Source organism: Salmonella enterica subsp. diarizonae (genome assembly GCF_008692785.1).
GTDB classification, from domain to species: Bacteria; Pseudomonadota; Gammaproteobacteria; order Enterobacterales; family Enterobacteriaceae; genus Salmonella; species Salmonella diarizonae.
This window is the reverse complement of sequence record NZ_VXJV01000007.1, coordinates 344,725-361,659: the sequence shown is the minus strand read 5'-3', so window position 1 is coordinate 361,659 and position 16,935 is coordinate 344,725. Positions and strand designations below refer to the sequence as shown.

Here is a 16,935-nt window from a genome sequence, read left to right as displayed (position 1 = left end):
TCAAGACAGAAGACACGCCACATCACAGCCCTGCCCCCCCGCCGGTCAGCGCAAGGCGGCGGATGGTGTCCGCGGCCCCCGGCAGCGGCTGGTGGGTGGTGAGAATGACCATCCCGCCCTGCGCCGTATGCTCCGCCATCCGCCGGGTGAGGCGCGCCACGCCGTTAACGTCAATGGCGGTGAACGGTTCGTCGAGCACCCACAGCGCGGCGCGGGTCAGCCACAGGCGGGCCAGCGCCACCCGGCGCTGCTGCCCGGCCGAGAGCTGAGCGACCGGCACGTCCTCAAATCCCGCCAGCCCGGCCTGCGCCAGCGCCTCCGGGAGGCGCGCGCCGTCGCCGGGGTGGAAGAAATGCAGGTTCTCCCGGGCCGTCAGGCGGGTTTTTATCCCCGGCTGGTGCCCGAGCCACAGCAGGCTCTGATGGAAGCTGTCGCGCACGTGGCGCAGGGGTTTACCCTGCCAGTACACCTCCCCGCCGTCCGGGCGCGCCAGCCCGGTCAGCAGGCGCAGCAGGGTGGTTTTTCCCGCGCCGTTGCCGCCGGTGACCTGCACCCACTCTCCGGCATCCACGGTGAACGACAGCCCGCGAAACAGCGTCCTCTCGTCCCGCTCGCAGTGCAGTTCTCTGGCTTCAAGCATTCCCACTCATCAACGTCCTGTCAGAAACCTGGTTTAACATCACGCATATCCGGCAGTTTGTGCGCGATCCCTTTGTGACAATCGATACAAGTCTGCCCGTTTTTTACCGCCTGATCGTGCATTTTCGCCGCGACGCCTTTTTGCGCGGTCAGATCCATAAAGTCGAAATTGTGGCAGTTACGGCATTCCTGCGAGTTGTTGTCTTTCATACGCCGCCACTCATTTTGCGCCATCGTCAGGCGATGAGCTTCAAATTTCTGCGGTGTATCTATCAGTCCAAATACCTTCGCGTACAGTTCCTTACTGGCTTTGATCTTACGGATCATCTTCGGCCCCCACTCATGCGGCACATGGCAGTCAGGACAGGTAGCGCGAACGCCGCTACGGTTGTTGTAGTGGACGGTTTCCATATATTCCTCATACACCGTGTTGCGCATTTCATGGCAGCTAATACAAAACTCTTCGGTGTTGGCCTTTTCCATCCCGGTATTGAAGCCGCCCCAGAAGATGATGCCGCCGATAAAACCGATTAACAGCAGCGTCCCCAGCGCCAGACGGCTGGGACTGCGCCACCACCGCCAGACGCGCTTTATCCAGCCGGGTTTACGGTTAGAATTTTCCATAATGACCTCTTATTTCCCGTAACCTTGCGAGGGGGTAAAGGTATTGTCGATAATCGGCGCGGTATCAGACTGCGGTACGTGGCACTGCAGGCAGAAATAACGACGCGGCGCGACGTTGCCCGACACTTTACCGTCGCTGTCCATAAAGTGCGTCGGGCTAATACGCGGCGCGCCCGTCGTACGATAACTTTCCACGCCGTGGCATTGCAGACAGCGGTTGGTATTGGTAGTCACCTGGTAGCCCTCGACGCTGTGCGGGATCATCGGCGGCTGGTTGACGTAATTTAGCGGCATACGCTCCTGCTCTTTCGGCATACGAATCGCCCCTTCCTGCGTCCCGGATACTTCCGGCGACTGGCTCAGATCCACTCCGTTTGCCGCCCAAACCGCACCACTTACCACCAGGGCAAGCGTGGCCATCCATTGACACAGCGCTTTCATCAGGTCATGGCTTTTCATTATTTCGCTCCCGAACTCCATCGCGTATACACTTCATCCTTCAAGCTGCCTCTTTGTTGGCTGCGTTCATTCACCCCAGTCACGTACTACTCGTACGCTCTTGGGACGCATTCACTTGCCGCCTCGACGCATCCTAAATGATTTTGTGTATAGTTATTGTAAAAACATCCTCAGAACAGACATCCACGCAGCGGCCACAGGTCATGCAGTCGCGGTGAGTTACCTGCGCCGGGCTTTGCTCATCCAGCACCGGCGCACGCAGCACATGCGGTTCCGGGCAAACATGAAAACAATCCATACAGCGATTACATTTCTCACGTTTTTTGGCCGTCACGGTCACTACGCCTTTACTGCCCAGCACGCCATACAGCGCGCCCATCGGGCAAATATGACCGCACCAACCGTGCTCAACGACTAATAAATCAAATAAAAACAAAGCAATAATCAGCAACGCGCCGCTACTAAATCCCATAACCAGACTACGGCCTAACAGCGACACGGGATTAATCCATTCCCACAGCAGCGTGCCGGTCAACGCAGAACCGATTAACACCACCACCAGAAGGACGTACCGTATATGGCGTGGAATCGTCGCCGACTGATTCAGGTCAAATTTCCTGCGCATCCAGTTAGCCAAATCAGTAACGGGGTTTAGCGGGCAAACCCAACTGCAAAATACTCGCTTTCCCGCCAGCGCATACAGCACAGTGATAATCACTGCCCCCGTCAGCGCCACGGTAGCGGGAAGATGTCCACTGGCGAGACTTTCCAGGGTAATCAGCGGATCGGTCAACGGGAGGGTATCGAACAGCAAGCTACTGCTGTAGTTGCCATGCAGAACCCAAAAACCCAGCCACGGGCCGCTGAGAAACATCCCCAGCACCATAAACTGGCTTATACGACGTAACACCAGCCAACGGTGGCTACGCCACCAGCCTTTTTTCGCCTGCGCTTCTCGCCCGGCGTCGCGTTTACGATTTGCCATCTTTCCCCTCCAGCCAGCCGAAGCGGTAATGGTGTCCTAACTCCCCTTTCGCCAATGACAACGGCAACACTTTTATCGCTGGTTGCTCCAGTACGCAGACTTTTTCGCATTTACCACAGCCGGTACAGGCGTCGCTGTGTACGGTGGGCAGAAAGCGCGCATGTTTGCCGGTGCGCATGTTGCGATCCAGCTCCAGCGTGATGGCCTCATCGATTTTCGGGCATTCGCGGTAACAAACGTCGCAGCGCAGCCCCTGAAAGTTGAGGCAGTTTTCCTGATCCAGCAGCACCGCCAGCCCCATGCGCGAGTCATCAATGGAGGCGATATCTTTATTCAGCGCCCCGCTGGGGCAGACTTTGGCGCACGGAATGTCTTCACACATTTCGCAGGGGATGTCGCGAGCGACGTAATAGGGCGTACCTGCCGATAACCCGGAGGCCAGCGTCGCCAGTTTTAGCGTGTCGTATGGACACGCCTGAACGCACTGCCCGCAGCGCACACAGGCGCTGGCGAAGACATTTTCATTCAGCGCGCCTGGCGGACGCAGCCGCACGCCCGTTGCGCGCGCGGTTTGCTGTTGCAAGCCCAGCGCCACGCCAACTGCCGCCAGCCCGCCCGCAGTGCGCACAACATCACGCAGAAAGCGGCGGCGGCCATTTTGGGGTTTCGCTGTACGGGACATAACGCGTTACACCTTCGCCAGTTTAACGGCGCACTTCTTGAAGTCCGTCTCTTTAGAGAGCGGGTCCGTCGCATCCAGCGTCAGGTTGTTCACTAGCTGAGCGGCATCGAAGAACGGCATATACACCAGTCCCTGCGGCGGACGGTTACGTCCACGCGTTTCGACAATCGAAATCACTTCGCCGCGGCGGGACGACACTTTAACCTTATCGCCACGACGCAGATCGCGCGCTTTCGCATCCAGCGGGTGGATAAAGACCACCGCTTCCGGGAAGGCGCGATGCAATTCAGGCACGCGGCGCGTCATACTGCCGGTATGCCAGTGTTCGAGCACGCGACCGGTGGAAAGCCACAGATCGTACTCGTTGTCCGGCGACTCCGCCGCGGGTTCAAATGGCAGCGCGAAGATCACCGCTTTGCCATCCGGTTTACCGTAGAATTTGTACCCTTCCCCCGCGTTTACGTACGGGTCGTTGCCTTCGCTGTAACGCCATTGCGTCTCTTTGCCTTCGACGACCGGCCAGCGCAGACCGCGCGCGTTATGGTAATCGTCGAACGGTGCCAGATCGTGACCGTGGCCGCGTCCAAACCAGGCGTATTCTTCAAACAGCCCTTTTTGCAGATAGAAGCCCACTTCTCGGGATTCGTCGTTTAACTGATCCTCTTTCAGCTCGCTCAGCGGGAATTTGCTGACCGCTGGCGTGGCAAACAGGACGTCATACAGTGTTTTACCGCGCAGCTCCGGCTTCTGGGCCAGCAACGCCTCCGGCCAGACCTCCTCGGTTTTAAAACGACGGGAGAACTGTACCAGTTGCCAGAGGTCGGATTTAGCTTCGCCCGGCGCTTTAATTTGCTGACGCCAGAACTGCGTACGACGTTCGGCGTTGCCATAAGCGCCTTCTTTCTCAACCCACATGGCGGTCGGCAGGATCAGATCCGCAGACAGCGCGCTAACGGTCGGGTAAGGATCGGAGACAATGATAAAGTTACGCGGATCGCGCCAGCCCGGCATCCGATCTTCATTGATGTTCGGCCCGGCCTGCATATTGTTATTACACATTACCCAGTAGACGTTCAGCTTGCCGTCTTTCAGCGCGCGATCCTGCGCCACCGCGTGTAAACCCACTTTTGCCGGAATAGTGCCAGCGGGGATCTGCCAGTGTTTTTCGCAGATATCGCGGTGTTTTTCGTTCGTCACGACCATGTCTGCTGGCAGACGGTGTGAGAAGGTTCCCACTTCACGTGCCGTACCGCAGGCGGAAGGCTGGCCGGTCAGCGAGAAGGGACCGCAGCCAGGCTGGGAGATTTTTCCGGTCAGCAGATGCAGGTTGTAGACGAGGTTATTCGCCCACACGCCGCGAGTATGCTGGTTAAAACCCATCGTCCAGTAAGAGATCACTCTCTTATTCGGATCGGCGTAGAGCTGCGCCAACTGTTCCAGTTGATCTTTCGGCACGCCGGTCATTTCAGCCGTCTTGTCAAGAGTATATTCCGCCACGAAGGCTTTATACTCGTCGAAGCTCATCGGCTCGGAAGCGTCGGAGCCCGGATTCTTCGCCGCTTTTTCCAGCGGGTGCGTCGGGCGTAAGCCGTAGCCGATATCCGTCGCCCCTTTACGCAGATTCACATGCTTTGTGAAGAAATCCTGATTTACCGCGTTGTTCTGAATAATGTAATTAGCGATATAGTTAAGGATCACCAGATCGCTTTGCGGGGTAAAGACAATACCGTTGTCCGCCAGTTCAAAGCTACGGTGCTGGAAGGTGGAGAGGACGGCGACCTTCACGTTCGGGTCGGACAAACGGCGGTTAGTGATGCGCGACCATAAAATCGGGTGCATCTCCGCCATGTTGGAACCCCACAGCACAAACGCATCGGCCTGCTCAATATCGTCGTAGCAGCCCATCGGTTCATCCATACCAAAGGTGCGCATAAAGCCCACCACCGCCGAGGCCATGCAGTGACGCGCATTCGGGTCGATGTTGTTAGAGCGGAAACCAGCCTTGAACAGCTTCGCGGCGGCATAGCCTTCCCAGATGGTCCATTGACCAGAGCCAAACATGCCGATCGCTTCTGGTCCTTTCTCTTTCAGGGAGGTTTTAAACTTCTCTTCCATCACATCGAAGGCGTGTTCCCAGCTCACGGGCGTAAACTCGCCGTCTTTGTGATAGTTGCCGTCTTTCATGCGCAGCATCGGCTGCGTCAGACGATCTTTACCGTACATGATCTTGGGCAGGAAGTAGCCTTTAATGCAGTTCAGACCACGGTTGACCGGCGCGTCGGGATCGCCCTGGCAGGCGACCACACGGCCCTGCTGCGTTCCCACCAACACACCGCAACCCGTTCCGCAAAAACGGCACGGCGCTTTATCCCATTTGATGGCTTCCTGCTGCCCGACAACGGCGCGGGCGACGCCCGGCACGCTCAGACCGGCAGCCGCCGCAGCGGCCGCAACGGCGTTAGCTTTCATAAAGCTACGACGACTGAGTTTCATGGTGTTTCCTCACCTTGCTCATCCTGCTGGTGATAAACCAGCGACACCGCCAGTACGCCCTCAACATTACGTACTGACTCAATTGTTTGCATCAGCGCTTCGCTCTGATCTGCTTCCACCACCACGATCAGTTGCCCACTTTCAACATCGCTTAACGCGACTTCGCAACCCGGCAACGTCTTCAACTGTCCGCCAATGGCGGCGATATTCTGACTTTTGGCCTGCACGACCAGGCTACAGACCTGCCAGTTAGTGTGCATGGGGGTTCTCCGCTTTGATGGCTGACACGGGACAGATAGCCACACACGCCCCGCATCCGTTACAGGCCTGCGGGTCAAGCTGCGGCTGGTAAATGCCGGATAATGTGGGACGAAAAGTAATGGCCATAGGTTCACAACTGTCCTGGCAACGATGGCATTCAACCGATTGCCTGGCGAGGCAGTTTTCTGTGAGCGTAAAAATCAGATCCCAGGCCCTGGTGTGGCGCGGAAGAAAAAGAGATTCGGTACAGGCTTGCGCGCAGGCATAACAAAAGCTGCACTCGCCCTGTTTGAAATTTACGCTCGGATACCCCCCCGCCCCTCGCTGCAGGATGTCGGTCTCACACGCCTGGATGCAGGCGTCGCAACGCAGACAATGTGCGAGAAAATAGGTCGTTTCTCTGGCCCACGGCGGAAGAATCCCATTGCTGGCGTTGCGCCAACTGCCGGTCAACATGCTTCGACGGGATAAATCAGCCATGATATCGCCCTTCCATAACGACACGCTTCCATAGGGGTGAATAACAATAAAAACCGTACAATTTATGAGTAGTTATTTTTGTAAATAAGATATTTCAGAATGTGTAAGAGATGCATACCCCGATAGAGGTAAATGCTGTTGCCGGATCAAAAGAGTGTTGGGTAAGGGCCAGTGAACGTGCTTTTTCTCTCATTTCAATGAGTTATATATATACTTATATAACGAAAATCACGAACAGCTAATAATATCACTTATATTGATACTATCAGAATATTCCACTGGATAAAGAGACTCTATTTTATTAATAATCTTTAAAGTATGAGTAAATACAGATTAATAGATAATATGAATGTGTTAGTCTGTCGCCCGTGCATACAGAAAACAGCAGAAAGGAAATACTGTGAACAATAAAATGAAGATGTTTGTCCCTGCCGTCGTCTTCGCCGCCCTCGCCAGCGCTTCTGCCTGGGCTGCCAATGGCGATACCGCCCAGCCGCTGGAGAAAATCGCCCCCTATCCGCAGGCGGAAAAAGGAATGAAGCGGCAAGTGATTACCCTTCCCCCACAGCAGGATGAATCTACCCTCAAAGTAGAACTGTTGATTGGTCAAACACTGAATGTGGATTGTAACCAGCATCGACTCGGCGGCAAGCTGGAAACAAAAACGCTGGAAGGCTGGGGCTATGACTATTATGTCTTTGATAACGTCACTTCTCCGGTATCGACCATGATGGCCTGCCCTGAAGGTAAGAAAGAGCAAAAATTCGTCACCGCCTGGCTGGGTGAAGATGGGATGCTGCGCTACAACAGCAAGCTGCCGATCGTGGTATATACCCCGGCGAATGTGGACGTGAAATACCGCCTCTGGAAAGCGGACGCTAACGTACAGAACGCCGTAGCGCGATAATGTTATGCTGCCCGGTCACGCTTACCGGGCATCTGAACGCTCCGGCTCACGTAGCGCTGCGGGGTTCTTTTTAAAACACTTCTGGAAACCCGCTCACCCGCCGCAGAAAAATAACTTAATGCCTGATGGAGACGCGCAGCGCCATCAGGCAGTTCATCCGGCGTCATAGTCGCATTACGCGGTACGCGCTACCGCATCACGCGAGGCGGCGTCACGTTCTTCGCCGGTGAGTTCTGTTAGCTGTCCGTTACGCATTTCAAGCAGACGATCGGCGTGAATAAAATAGTGATCATCATGGCTGATGGCGAAAATGGTTTTCCCCATTCCCTGCATTAACGTCAGCAGTACCTGATAAAACTCCCGGCGGAAATGCGGGTCCTGATCGGCGGCCCACTCATCCAGCAAAATAATATCGCGCTCTTCCGCCAGCGCCAGTAGTAGCGCAATGCGTTTTTTTTGCCCTTTCGACAGGTTAAGATTCAAAATGCGCCCGTCGTTTAGTTCCAGCTTGTGCGTCATTTTCAGGTGCTCAAGCCACTTATCGACCAGCGCGGGATTCGCGGGTTTCCCCTGCGGCCCCAACAGGCGGTCGAATAACCAGACATCGGTGAACACCGCAGAAAACAGTTTGCGATAATCTTCCGGTTGCCCGGCGGCAATAGGTTGACCATCAAGTAAAATCGTTCCCGATTGCGGCTGATACAAACCGGTCAATAGCATGGCCAGTGTCGATTTCCCGCTACCGTTGCCGCCAATTAAAAACAGCAGTTCGCCGCGGTGAATCATCAGATTGATGGGCCCCACGGAAAACGCGTTATCCTGGTAGTGAAAAACCACGTTGCGCAGCTCCAGCGTCTTCCAGTGCGGAAAGGCTTTCGGCTGCGGAAAATCAGGCTTATACGGGGCGAGCGCGAATTTATTCAGTTTATTAAACGCCACCTGGGCGGTCAGTAGCGTTGGCAACGCCCCCACCGCAGACAGTAGCGGCGTGCGCAGGAACAGCAACGTCAGTGAATAGGTCGCCGCGACGTTGGTATCCGCCCAGCCGAGACTATTCGCCATCCAGAAGACCAGGCCTATCGCCCCCAGCATCATGATATTCGACCAGTTGACGGCGCTCAGGTGAAAAGTATCGGCACGGATAATGTGATGACGGTACTCTTTGGCGTCCGGGGTATAGCATTGCTGAAAAATCTGCTCTGCGCGCTCGCGGTTTAGCGTCAGCTCCTTGCGTCCTTCCAGCACTGTCTGATAGTCGTTGTACAGCTTATCTTCGGTCTCGCGCAGGGTCGCCATATGCTGGTAAACCCGCGCCACCAGCACGAATCCGCCCCAGATAGTGACAGCCATCCAGATAACCGTAACCAGCAGCATTTTTGTCGACAGCATCGCCAGATACGCCGCCGAACCGACGGTGAGGATAATGCCCTGCACCAGCTCAGGCAGACGCACAAAGGCGATAGTAATATTGCGAATATCGCTGGTCAGACCGGCCAGTAAAGAGGCGCTGCCCAGTTGTTCAATACGTTCAACGTGCGTATCCAGAATGCGCTTGATAAATTCGCTGCGCAGACGGTAAACGAAATGGTGTCCCAGAGTGGTTAGCGCCAGTTGGGAACCTAATGTGACAACCATTAGCAACAGGAGCAGACCGAGAAATTCCGGCAGCACCATGACTGTGGTATCCACCGTTTCAATCAGGCGCTGATTGATAAACGCGATCAGGCCAATGCCCAGCGCCGCGCTGGCGAGGCTCAGCGCCATCACGCTAATAAATGACCAGCGGTACTGCCGCCAGACAAGAATAAGAAGTTCCATGCATACAACCCGGACCGATAATAACAGCCCGCAGTTTAACTAACTCCACCTGCACAGCAATAATAATTCTTATTTTTATTCTTTTTCAGCCGCCTGACGGAAGGTGAGATTGTAACGAAATTCACCTGTCATGGGATGAAAGCCCGCTTTAAGCGGCTGGATACCATGATAAAACAGCCGGGACTCGCCGCCCCAGACTACGATATCGCCATGCTCCAGTAAGATCCGCTGGAGCGGATCGCTGCGACGCAGGCCGCCAAACTGAAAAACGGCCGGTACCCCCAACGAAACTGAGACGATAGGCGCGCGCAGATCCGGCTCGTCTTTATCCTGATGTAAAGACAGCTTTGCGCCGGGCGCGTAGCGATTGATCAGGCAGGCGTCCGGTTGGAAGCTCTCATACCCCGCTGCGATCGCCGCCTGACGACATACGCTGGCAAACGATAACGGCAGCGCAGGCCAGGGTTTATCGGTCAACGGATCGCGCACAGAATAACAATAACCGTGATGATCGGTGGTCCACCCCAACCCGCCGCAGTTGGTCATCGCCACCGACATGGTGTAGCCGCCCGGCGTCACCATCTGACGAAACGGAGACTGACTGGCGACAAACCCGATATCGTCTAACAGCGACTGCGCCGCGCGAAAAGCAAAACGGCGCAACACCACCGCGCCAGGTGCCAGCGGCTCTTGCCAGGGCACTTCATCAGTAAATAGATCCAGCATCGCTACTCCTCTTTTTGCGCTTCTCGCTTTAATAGCTGCGCTTTTCGACGCACACCCCAGCGATAACCGGAGAGCGCGCCATCGCGGCGCACGACCCGATGACACGGGATCACCATCGCCAGTTTATTCGCGCCGCACGCGCTGGCGACCGCGCGCACTGCCGTGGGTTTGCCGATAGTCGCGGCAAGCTGTTGATAGCTCAACGTTTCACCGCAGGGAATCGCGCGTAACGCTTGCCAGACCTGCTGTTGAAACGCGGTTCCCTGGATATCCAGCGGCAACGAGAGCAGCACATCGCGTGTGTTGATAGCCGCGACAACCTGCCGCACCCGTTGCTGAAAAGGCGCGTCGGCAGGTTCGTGGCGGGCCGCCGGGAAAAGGGTGTGTAATTCAGCCAGTAGCGCATCATCGCTATCACCGGGGAGAATCGCGCAAATCCCCCGCTCGCTCTCCGCCACCAGACACCGTCCGTAAACCCAGTCCGTCAGCGCATAGCGAACGGAGACATTATCGCCACCTTTGCGAAACTGTTTTGCCGTCATGCCCAGCGTTTGGTCGGCATGACGGTAGTAGCTACTGCTATCCGGGAAGCCGGCGCGGTAAATAGCCGCCGTGACCTGCTCTCCTTTCGCCAACGCCTCACGCAGCCGACGGGCGCGCCACGCCTGCTGCCACTCTTTCGGCGTCATTCCGGTATTCGCTTTAAACAGACGGTGCAGATGAAACGGACTCATCGCCACCGTCTGCGCCAGGGATTCCAGAGTCACCGACGCCTCCTGCTCAAGTAAACGGCAGGCGCAGGCAATCTTATCCAACCGCCGTTGCTGCGCGCGCGCGTTATCCGGCTGACAGCGCTTACAGGGACGAAAACCGGCGTCCAGCGCCTGCTGTGCGTTGGCAAAAAAGCGAACATTTTTGCGTAACGCCCGTTTCGAGCGGCAAGAGGGACGGCAAAAAACGCCCGTGGTTCGCACCGCAAAAACGAAACGCCCATCCGCGCTGGCATCGCGCGCCAGCACCCGTTGCCAGCATTCATCATCGGTGAGTAACGCTTTTTTCATCATAGACTCCTTCATTAAGCATAGTGCTTGCTTACATGCAGTGTGTCCGTAAATCCGCCCACAAAAACCCGCAATCTTGCGTTTTAATTCTTATCGCTCACCAGAAACGTTTTGAACTGCGGCGACATCCAGGTTGTAAAGCCTTCGCCCTCTTTCATGATCATAAAGGCCGCCAGTCCTTCCCGCCGCACGACCTCTTTCGCCTTTTTCGTACCGAGCACCATCAGGCCGGTGTCCCAGCCGTCTGCTTCCAGCGCCGTTGGCGCGATGACCGTGACCGATACCAGGTTATGTTCAATGGGGCGTCCCGTTTGCGGATCAATAACGTGTGATACGCGCTTGCCATCCAGCTCATAATAGTTGCGGTAGCTGCCGGAGGTACTGATACCATGCCCGTTGATATCCACAATCGCTTGTACCGCGTTTTCCCGGTCGGTCGGCTTCTGAATCGCGACACGCCACGGCTGCCCCTGCGCATTCATCCCGCGACTGCTTAATGCGCCGCCCACCGAGACCAGATAACGCGCGATGCCCTCCTGCTCCATCAGACGCGCCAGATGATCCGCCGCATAGCCCTCCCCGACCGTTGAGAGATCAACATAAAGATCCGGCAGATCTTTTTGCAAAAACTGATGTCCGGCCCTGTCGATAACCTGCAAATGCTGCAGGCCTGTTTTCGCTTTTGCCGCATCGATTTGCGCTTGTGCTGGGATATGCAGCGGCTGCCGATCCGGCCCAAATCCCCACAGATTGACCAACGGGCCCACGGTGATATCCATCGCGCCATCCGTCTTCGCGCCAATACGCAGCGCCGAGGTCACGATATCCGCCATGGCTTCATTGACCGGCCAGGGCGCAAGACTGCGTGAATGGTTAAAACGCATCAGCGCGGAGTCTTTTTTGTAAGTAGAGAGCAACTGATCGTCAGCATCAAGCTGAGTCTGGATTTTCGTCTGTAACTCTGCGGCGCGTTTCGCATCGATGCCAACCACGCTCACCCGCCAGACGGTGCCCATCGTTTTACCTTCCAGCACCTGAGCGGCAGGTGACGTTGTCGTCGTTTGGGGAGCCTCGTCGCAACCCATGAATAAAAAAGTGGTCGCCAGAAGCACGGCCCGGCAAAATTTCATTTTCATCGCTGATTATCCTCATTCGAATGGACGCAAGCGTATATCAAAACGTCGTATTTGTACGCCGGAATAAGGTATGAAAAAAGGGCCCGCAGGCCCTTTAGCAACATCTTTTTGCTGATTAGAACTGGTAAACCAGACCCAGCGCTACGATGTCGTCGGTGTTGATGCCCGCATCGCGGGTAAAGTCGTTTTTATCCAGCAGGTTGATTTTGTAATCAACATAGGTGGACATGTTTTTGTTGAAGTAGTAAGTCGCGCCGACATCAACGTATTTTACGATGTCCTGGTCGCCATAGCTGGCGCCGTAACCGTTGCTGATGTCCTTACCTTTAGACTGCAGGTAAGCTACGGACGGACGCAGACCAAAGTCGAACTGGTACTGAGCTACGACTTCAAAGTTCTGCGCTTTGTTGGCAAAACCGTAAGAGGTAGACGGGCTGCTGCCGTTAGAGGTACCAAAACGGGTCGCGTTATAGGTCTGAGAATACTGCGCCGCCAGATAGACGTTGTTCGCATCGTATTTCAGGCCGCCGGTGTAGACCGTAGCGCGATCGCCGTTACCATACAGGCGAGCGTTAGCGGTGTTGTTCTGATCGGCAGTACGTTTAGACGTGGTGATAGCGCCACCAACAGAGAAACCTTCGCCGATTGCATAAGTCAACGATCCGCCGTAACCGTCGCCGTTCTGGTTCAGCAGGCTGCGACCGCTGGTATTTTCACCGCTCACGCTGCCGTTTTTGCCCTGATACTGCAACGCGAAGTCCAGGCCATCCACCAGGCCGAAGAAGTCGGTGTTACGGTAGGTCGCGTAGCCGTTACCGCGCTGCTGCATAAAGTTGTCAGCACCGTAGGTGTCGCCACCGAATTCCGGCAGAACGTCGGTCCAGGAGGTCACGTCATAGGTTACGCCGTAGTTACGACCATAATCGAAAGAGCCTGCGTCAGCGAATTTCAGACCCGCAAACGCCACACGCGTCCAGGAGTCGTTGCTGCCTTCAGTCTGGTTGCCCTGAATCTGATATTCCCACTGGCCATAGCCGGTCAGCTGATCGTTAACCTGCGTTTCGCCTTTGAAGCCGATACGCATGTAGGTCTGATCACCGTCGCTGCCTTTGTCGTCAGAGAAATAGTGCAGGCCATCTACTTTGCCAAACAGATCTAATTTGTTGCCGTCTTTATTATAAATTTCAGCCGCATTCGCTGCGCCCGCCACCAGCAGAGCCGGTACCAGGAGGGACAGTACTTTAACTTTCATGTTATTAACCCTCTGTTATATGCCTTTATTGCTTTTTTATGCCACTGCTTACTGGTTAACCCTCATTAACCAGTCGGCAAGTCCATTCTCCGCAAAAATACAGAATAATCCAACACGAATATGATACTAAAACTTTTAAGATGTTACAGTTATCCACATACATGTTTCAAAATATGAATTTTACGGAACTTTTTTAAAGCAAAAATCAAGTTAAAATAAGCACAAATAGATAAAATATATTTGCAAGTCTTTTAAAATCAACAGGTTAAATTCATAAAATTCATAGCACTGAATGATAAAACAGAATCTTCATTCGCAACTAAAATAGTGACCGCTATCATCATTAACTTTATTTATTACCGTCATTCATTTCTGAATGTCTGTTTACCCCTATTTCAACCGGATGCTTCGCATTCGGTTTTTTTTACGCTTTTTTACACAAAATCGACTGTTCTATGCTACCCGCCTAAAACTATCACGGTTATTCACTACTATCTTCCCTTCAAGCTGTTATCCATTATCAAATAATTTCTTGATATTTAGTGCTAAATAATTATAAGCCATCTTTATATTTGTACCGCCCCGAGAATATTGTACGCTTTTCCCGCTACACCGACAGAGCGCGTGTTAAGTTGTCCGGCATGACGTAAGAGTCTGGAAATTCATTCATTACCCTTTATACTGCCCTTTCACCTTCAGCGTTGCTTTTACAGGTCGTAAACATAAATGAGTCAGTCTGACACAACGGTCTCTACCCGATTCTCCCTTCTACCGGGAAGCATTACCCGTTTCTTCTTATTGCTGATCATTGTGCTGCTGGTAACGATGGGCGTTATGGTACAGAGCGCCGTCAACGCCTGGTTAAAAGACAAAAGCTATCAAATTGTCGATATTACCCACGCTATTCATAAACGCGTAGATACCTGGCGGTATGTCACCTGGCAAATTTATGACAACATCGCCGCGACCACTACGCCATCGACAGGTGAAGGGCTTCAGGAAACGCGTCTGAAGCAGGATGTGTACTATCTTGAAAAGCCGCGGCGTAAAACTGAAGCGCTGATTTTCGGCTCCCATGACAGCGCCACGCTGGAAATGACGCAGCGTATGTCAACCTATCTTGATACGCTGTGGGGCGCGGAAAATGTACCGTGGTCAATGTATTACCTCAACGGACAGGATAACAGCCTGATTCTTATCTCCACCCTACCGTTGAAAGATCTCTCTTCCGGCTTTAAAGAGTCCACTATTGGCAATATCGTCGATTCCCGTCGGGCAGAGATGTTGCAGCAGGCGAATGCGCTGGATGAGCGCGAAAGTTTCTCCTCATTACGAAAACTGGCCTGGCAAAACGGTCACTATTTTACGCTGCGCACGACCTTCAATCAGCCGGGACATCTGGCGACCGTGGTGGCGTTTGATCTGCCCATTAATGATTTAATTCCGCCGGGAATGCCGCTGGACAGTTTTCGAATCGAGCCTGACGCAACCCAGGCGACGGGACGAAACAGTGAAAAGGAAGCGCCTGATAGCGTCAGTATTAGCTTTAACGGTTCAAAAATTGAGATCTCCTCAGCACTGAACTCTACCGGAATGCGCCTGATCTGGCAGGTGCCATTCGGTACGCTTTTGCTTGATACGCTGCAAAATATTCTGCTGCCTTTACTGCTGAACATCGGGCTGCTGGCGTTAGCGTTATTTGGCTACGCCACGTTTCGCCATCAGCCGGGACGGACGACGGAATCAACATCCGGCAGCGCGGCGAATAACGAGCTTCGCGTCTTACGCGCCATTAATGAAGAGATCGTTTCTCTGCTGCCGCTGGGTTTGCTGGTCTACGATCAGGAAGGAAACCGCACCGTGATCAGCAATAAAATCGCCGATCATCTATTGCCGCATCTCAACCTGCAAAATATTACCAGCATGGCGGAGCAGCATCAGGGCGTGATTCAGGCGACGATTAACAACGAACTGTATGAGATCCGTCTGTTTCGTAGCCAGGTCGCTCCCCGCACGCAGATCTTTATTATTCGCGATCAGGACCGGGAAGTACTGGTGAATAAGAAGCTTAAACAGGCGCAACGTCTGTATGAGAAGAATCAGCAGGGGCGCGCCGCCTTTATGCAAAATATCAGCAACACACTTAAAGAGCCCGTACGCCAACTGGCGGTTAACGCCGCAGCGGCCACCACGCCGGAAAGCCTGAAACTGGTGGATCAAGCGGATGTTTTGGTACGTATGATCGATGAAATCCAACTGGCGAATATGCTGGAAAATGACGCATGGAAAAGCGAAGCAACGCTGTTCTCCCTTCAGGATCTTATTGACGAAGTCGTGCCGGAAGTGCTGCCCGCCATAAAGCGTAAAGGGCTGCAACTGCTGATTAATAACCACCTTAGCGGTAACGATGAGCGCTGGGGGGATCGCGATGCCCTGCGCCGGATTTTGCTATTGTTGATTCAGTACGCCGTTACAACGACCGCTATGGGTAAGATTACGCTTGAAGTTGAGCAGGATGAATCTATCACGGAGCGTCTGACTTTCCGTATTCTGGATACGGGCGAAGGCGTAACGTTAAACGAGATTGATAATCTGCATTTCCCGTATATGAATGAAACTCAGGGCGATCGTTACGGCAAAGCGAATCCGCTCACGTTCTGGCTATGCAATCAACTGGCACGCAAACTGGGCGGTCATCTCAACATTAAAGCGCGAGAAACGCTAGGCACGCGCTATACCGTTCATGTCAAAATGCTTCCTCACGATCAGCATACTCAGGTCGAAGAGCGCCTGCTGGACGACGTCAGCGTGATGGTCGATGTGACATCCAACGAGGTCCGCGCGATTGTGCTGCGTCAGTTAGAAAACTGGGGCGCCACCTGCATCACGCCGGATGAACGGCAGATAAGTCAAGAATATGATCTCTTTTTAACGGATAATCCGTCTAATCTTACTGCCTCCGGCTTGCTTTTAAGCGATGATGAGTCAGGCGTGCGGAAAATTGGCCCGGGCCAGTTGCGCGTCAACTTTAATATGAGCAATGCTATGCAGGAAGCTGTACTACAACTTATCGAAGAGCAACTGGCGCAGGAAGAGATTCCCGCCTCCCCGCTCGGCGGAGATGAAAATGCCGAGCTTCATGCCAGCGGTTATTATGCGCTATTTGTAGACACAGTACCGGATGATGTTAAGAGGTTGTATACTGAGGCGGCAACCAGCGATTTCGCTGCGCTGGCCCAAACGGCCCACCGCCTGAAAGGGGTGTTTGCCATGCTTAATCTGGTACCCGGCAAGCAGTTATGTGAAACGCTGGAACATCTGATTCGTGAGAAAGATGCTCCAGGTATAGAAAAATATATCAGCGACATTGACGCCTACGTCAAAAGCTTGCTGTAGCAAGGTAGCCCAATAC

15 protein-coding genes are annotated in these 16,935 nt (G+C 54.0%); 2 read left to right on the top strand and 13 right to left on the bottom strand.

The genetic code is table 11. The features are described 5' to 3' along the window. Nucleotides 1–22: 22 nt before the first annotated feature. The 8 genes from ccmA to napF form a co-directional block, all read right to left on the bottom strand. Nucleotides 23–640: a cytochrome c biogenesis heme-transporting ATPase CcmA gene (gene ccmA / locus F4V72_RS16745; protein ID WP_053511209.1), complete on the bottom strand. Its 618-nt coding sequence runs from the start codon at nt 638–640 to the stop codon at nt 23–25. Nucleotides 641–660: 20 nt separating this feature from the next. Then, nucleotides 661–1,263 carry a cytochrome c-type protein NapC gene (gene napC / locus F4V72_RS16740; protein ID WP_136058173.1) on the bottom strand — a complete coding sequence of 201 codons (603 nt, stop codon included), beginning with the start codon at nt 1,261–1,263 and terminating at the stop codon, nt 661–663. A gap of 9 nt (nt 1,264–1,272) precedes the next feature. Further along, on the bottom strand, nt 1,273–1,722 hold the full coding sequence (napB, locus tag F4V72_RS16735) for a nitrate reductase cytochrome c-type subunit (protein ID WP_000835182.1): 450 nt from the start codon (nt 1,720–1,722) through the stop codon (nt 1,273–1,275). Nucleotides 1,723–1,855: 133 nt separating this feature from the next. Continuing rightward, nucleotides 1,856–2,707, bottom strand: a complete 852-nt coding sequence (napH, locus tag F4V72_RS16730) for a quinol dehydrogenase ferredoxin subunit NapH (RefSeq protein WP_023248466.1) — start codon at nt 2,705–2,707, stop codon at nt 1,856–1,858. Further along, the gene (napG, locus tag F4V72_RS16725; RefSeq protein WP_150342478.1) at nt 2,694–3,389 is read right to left on the bottom strand and encodes a ferredoxin-type protein NapG; all 696 of its coding nucleotides are present in this window, start codon (nt 3,387–3,389) and stop codon (nt 2,694–2,696) included. Before napG ends, napH begins: the two co-directional genes overlap by 14 nt. 6 nt (nt 3,390–3,395) lie before the next feature. Beyond that, entirely contained in the window at nt 3,396–5,882 is a 2,487-nt protein-coding gene (gene napA, locus F4V72_RS16720; RefSeq protein ID WP_053530061.1) for a nitrate reductase catalytic subunit NapA, read from the bottom strand. Next, nucleotides 5,879–6,142: a chaperone NapD gene (gene napD / locus F4V72_RS16715; RefSeq protein WP_023248469.1), complete on the bottom strand. Its 264-nt coding sequence runs from the start codon at nt 6,140–6,142 to the stop codon at nt 5,879–5,881. Before napD ends, napA begins: the two co-directional genes overlap by 4 nt. Continuing rightward, complete coding sequence (gene napF, locus F4V72_RS16710) at nt 6,132–6,623, bottom strand: ferredoxin-type protein NapF (RefSeq protein ID WP_023248470.1); 492 nt, start codon at nt 6,621–6,623, stop codon at nt 6,132–6,134. The genes napD and napF overlap by 11 nt, the downstream gene beginning before the upstream one ends. A gap of 412 nt (nt 6,624–7,035) precedes the next feature. On the opposite strand from napF, the gene eco reads away from it, so the two are divergent. Continuing rightward, nucleotides 7,036–7,530, top strand: coding sequence for a serine protease inhibitor ecotin (gene eco / locus F4V72_RS16705; protein ID WP_053507833.1), 495 nt, complete (start codon nt 7,036–7,038; stop codon nt 7,528–7,530). A gap of 174 nt (nt 7,531–7,704) precedes the next feature. Here eco and F4V72_RS16700 read toward each other — a convergent pair whose 3' ends face one another. The 5 genes from F4V72_RS16700 to F4V72_RS16680 form a co-directional block, all read right to left on the bottom strand. Further along, nucleotides 7,705–9,348: a multidrug ABC transporter permease/ATP-binding protein gene (locus F4V72_RS16700; RefSeq protein ID WP_136058171.1), complete on the bottom strand. Its 1,644-nt coding sequence runs from the start codon at nt 9,346–9,348 to the stop codon at nt 7,705–7,707. Between the two features lie 75 nt (nt 9,349–9,423). Continuing rightward, the gene (alkB, locus tag F4V72_RS16695; protein ID WP_023248473.1) at nt 9,424–10,074 is read right to left on the bottom strand and encodes a DNA oxidative demethylase AlkB; all 651 of its coding nucleotides are present in this window, start codon (nt 10,072–10,074) and stop codon (nt 9,424–9,426) included. A 2-nt stretch (nt 10,075–10,076) separates the two neighbouring features. Next, on the bottom strand, nt 10,077–11,138 hold the full coding sequence (ada, locus tag F4V72_RS16690) for a bifunctional DNA-binding transcriptional regulator/O6-methylguanine-DNA methyltransferase Ada (RefSeq protein WP_150342477.1): 1,062 nt from the start codon (nt 11,136–11,138) through the stop codon (nt 10,077–10,079). Nucleotides 11,139–11,218: 80 nt separating this feature from the next. Further along, the gene (gene apbE / locus F4V72_RS16685) at nt 11,219–12,271 is read right to left on the bottom strand and encodes an FAD:protein FMN transferase ApbE (RefSeq protein ID WP_150342476.1); all 1,053 of its coding nucleotides are present in this window, start codon (nt 12,269–12,271) and stop codon (nt 11,219–11,221) included. A 115-nt stretch (nt 12,272–12,386) separates the two neighbouring features. Continuing rightward, nucleotides 12,387–13,523, bottom strand: coding sequence for a porin OmpC (locus tag F4V72_RS16680; protein ID WP_023248476.1), 1,137 nt, complete (start codon nt 13,521–13,523; stop codon nt 12,387–12,389). 726 nt (nt 13,524–14,249) lie between these two features. Between F4V72_RS16680 and rcsD the strand changes: the two genes are divergently transcribed. Next, the gene (rcsD, locus tag F4V72_RS16675) at nt 14,250–16,919 is read left to right on the top strand and encodes a phosphotransferase RcsD (protein ID WP_023248477.1); all 2,670 of its coding nucleotides are present in this window, start codon (nt 14,250–14,252) and stop codon (nt 16,917–16,919) included. Nucleotides 16,920–16,935: the final 16 nt, after the last annotated feature.

Excerpts from the sequence above, each read along its gene's own strand:
- alkB (WP_023248473.1), bottom strand. The coding sequence starts at position 10,074 with ATGCTGGATCTATTTACTGATGAAGTGCCCTGGCAAGAGCCGCTGGCA.
- napA (WP_053530061.1), bottom strand. The coding sequence starts at position 5,882 with ATGAAACTCAGTCGTCGTAGCTTTATGAAAGCTAACGCCGTTGCGGCC.
- F4V72_RS16680 (WP_023248476.1), bottom strand. The coding sequence starts at position 13,523 with ATGAAAGTTAAAGTACTGTCCCTCCTGGTACCGGCTCTGCTGGTGGCG.
- napH (WP_023248466.1), bottom strand. The coding sequence starts at position 2,707 with ATGGCAAATCGTAAACGCGACGCCGGGCGAGAAGCGCAGGCGAAAAAA.
- napF (WP_023248470.1), bottom strand. The coding sequence starts at position 6,623 with ATGGCTGATTTATCCCGTCGAAGCATGTTGACCGGCAGTTGGCGCAAC.
- napG (WP_150342478.1), bottom strand. The coding sequence starts at position 3,389 with ATGTCCCGTACAGCGAAACCCCAAAATGGCCGCCGCCGCTTTCTGCGT.
- napB (WP_000835182.1), bottom strand. The coding sequence starts at position 1,722 with ATGAAAAGCCATGACCTGATGAAAGCGCTGTGTCAATGGATGGCCACG.
- napD (WP_023248469.1), bottom strand. The coding sequence starts at position 6,142 with ATGCACACTAACTGGCAGGTCTGTAGCCTGGTCGTGCAGGCCAAAAGT.
- apbE (WP_150342476.1), bottom strand. The coding sequence starts at position 12,271 with ATGAAAATGAAATTTTGCCGGGCCGTGCTTCTGGCGACCACTTTTTTA.
- F4V72_RS16700 (WP_136058171.1), bottom strand. The coding sequence starts at position 9,348 with ATGGAACTTCTTATTCTTGTCTGGCGGCAGTACCGCTGGTCATTTATT.
- rcsD (WP_023248477.1), top strand. The coding sequence starts at position 14,250 with ATGAGTCAGTCTGACACAACGGTCTCTACCCGATTCTCCCTTCTACCG.
- eco (WP_053507833.1), top strand. The coding sequence starts at position 7,036 with ATGAAGATGTTTGTCCCTGCCGTCGTCTTCGCCGCCCTCGCCAGCGCT.
- ada (WP_150342477.1), bottom strand. The coding sequence starts at position 11,138 with ATGATGAAAAAAGCGTTACTCACCGATGATGAATGCTGGCAACGGGTG.
- ccmA (WP_053511209.1), bottom strand. The coding sequence starts at position 640 with ATGCTTGAAGCCAGAGAACTGCACTGCGAGCGGGACGAGAGGACGCTG.
- napC (WP_136058173.1), bottom strand. The coding sequence starts at position 1,263 with ATGGAAAATTCTAACCGTAAACCCGGCTGGATAAAGCGCGTCTGGCGG.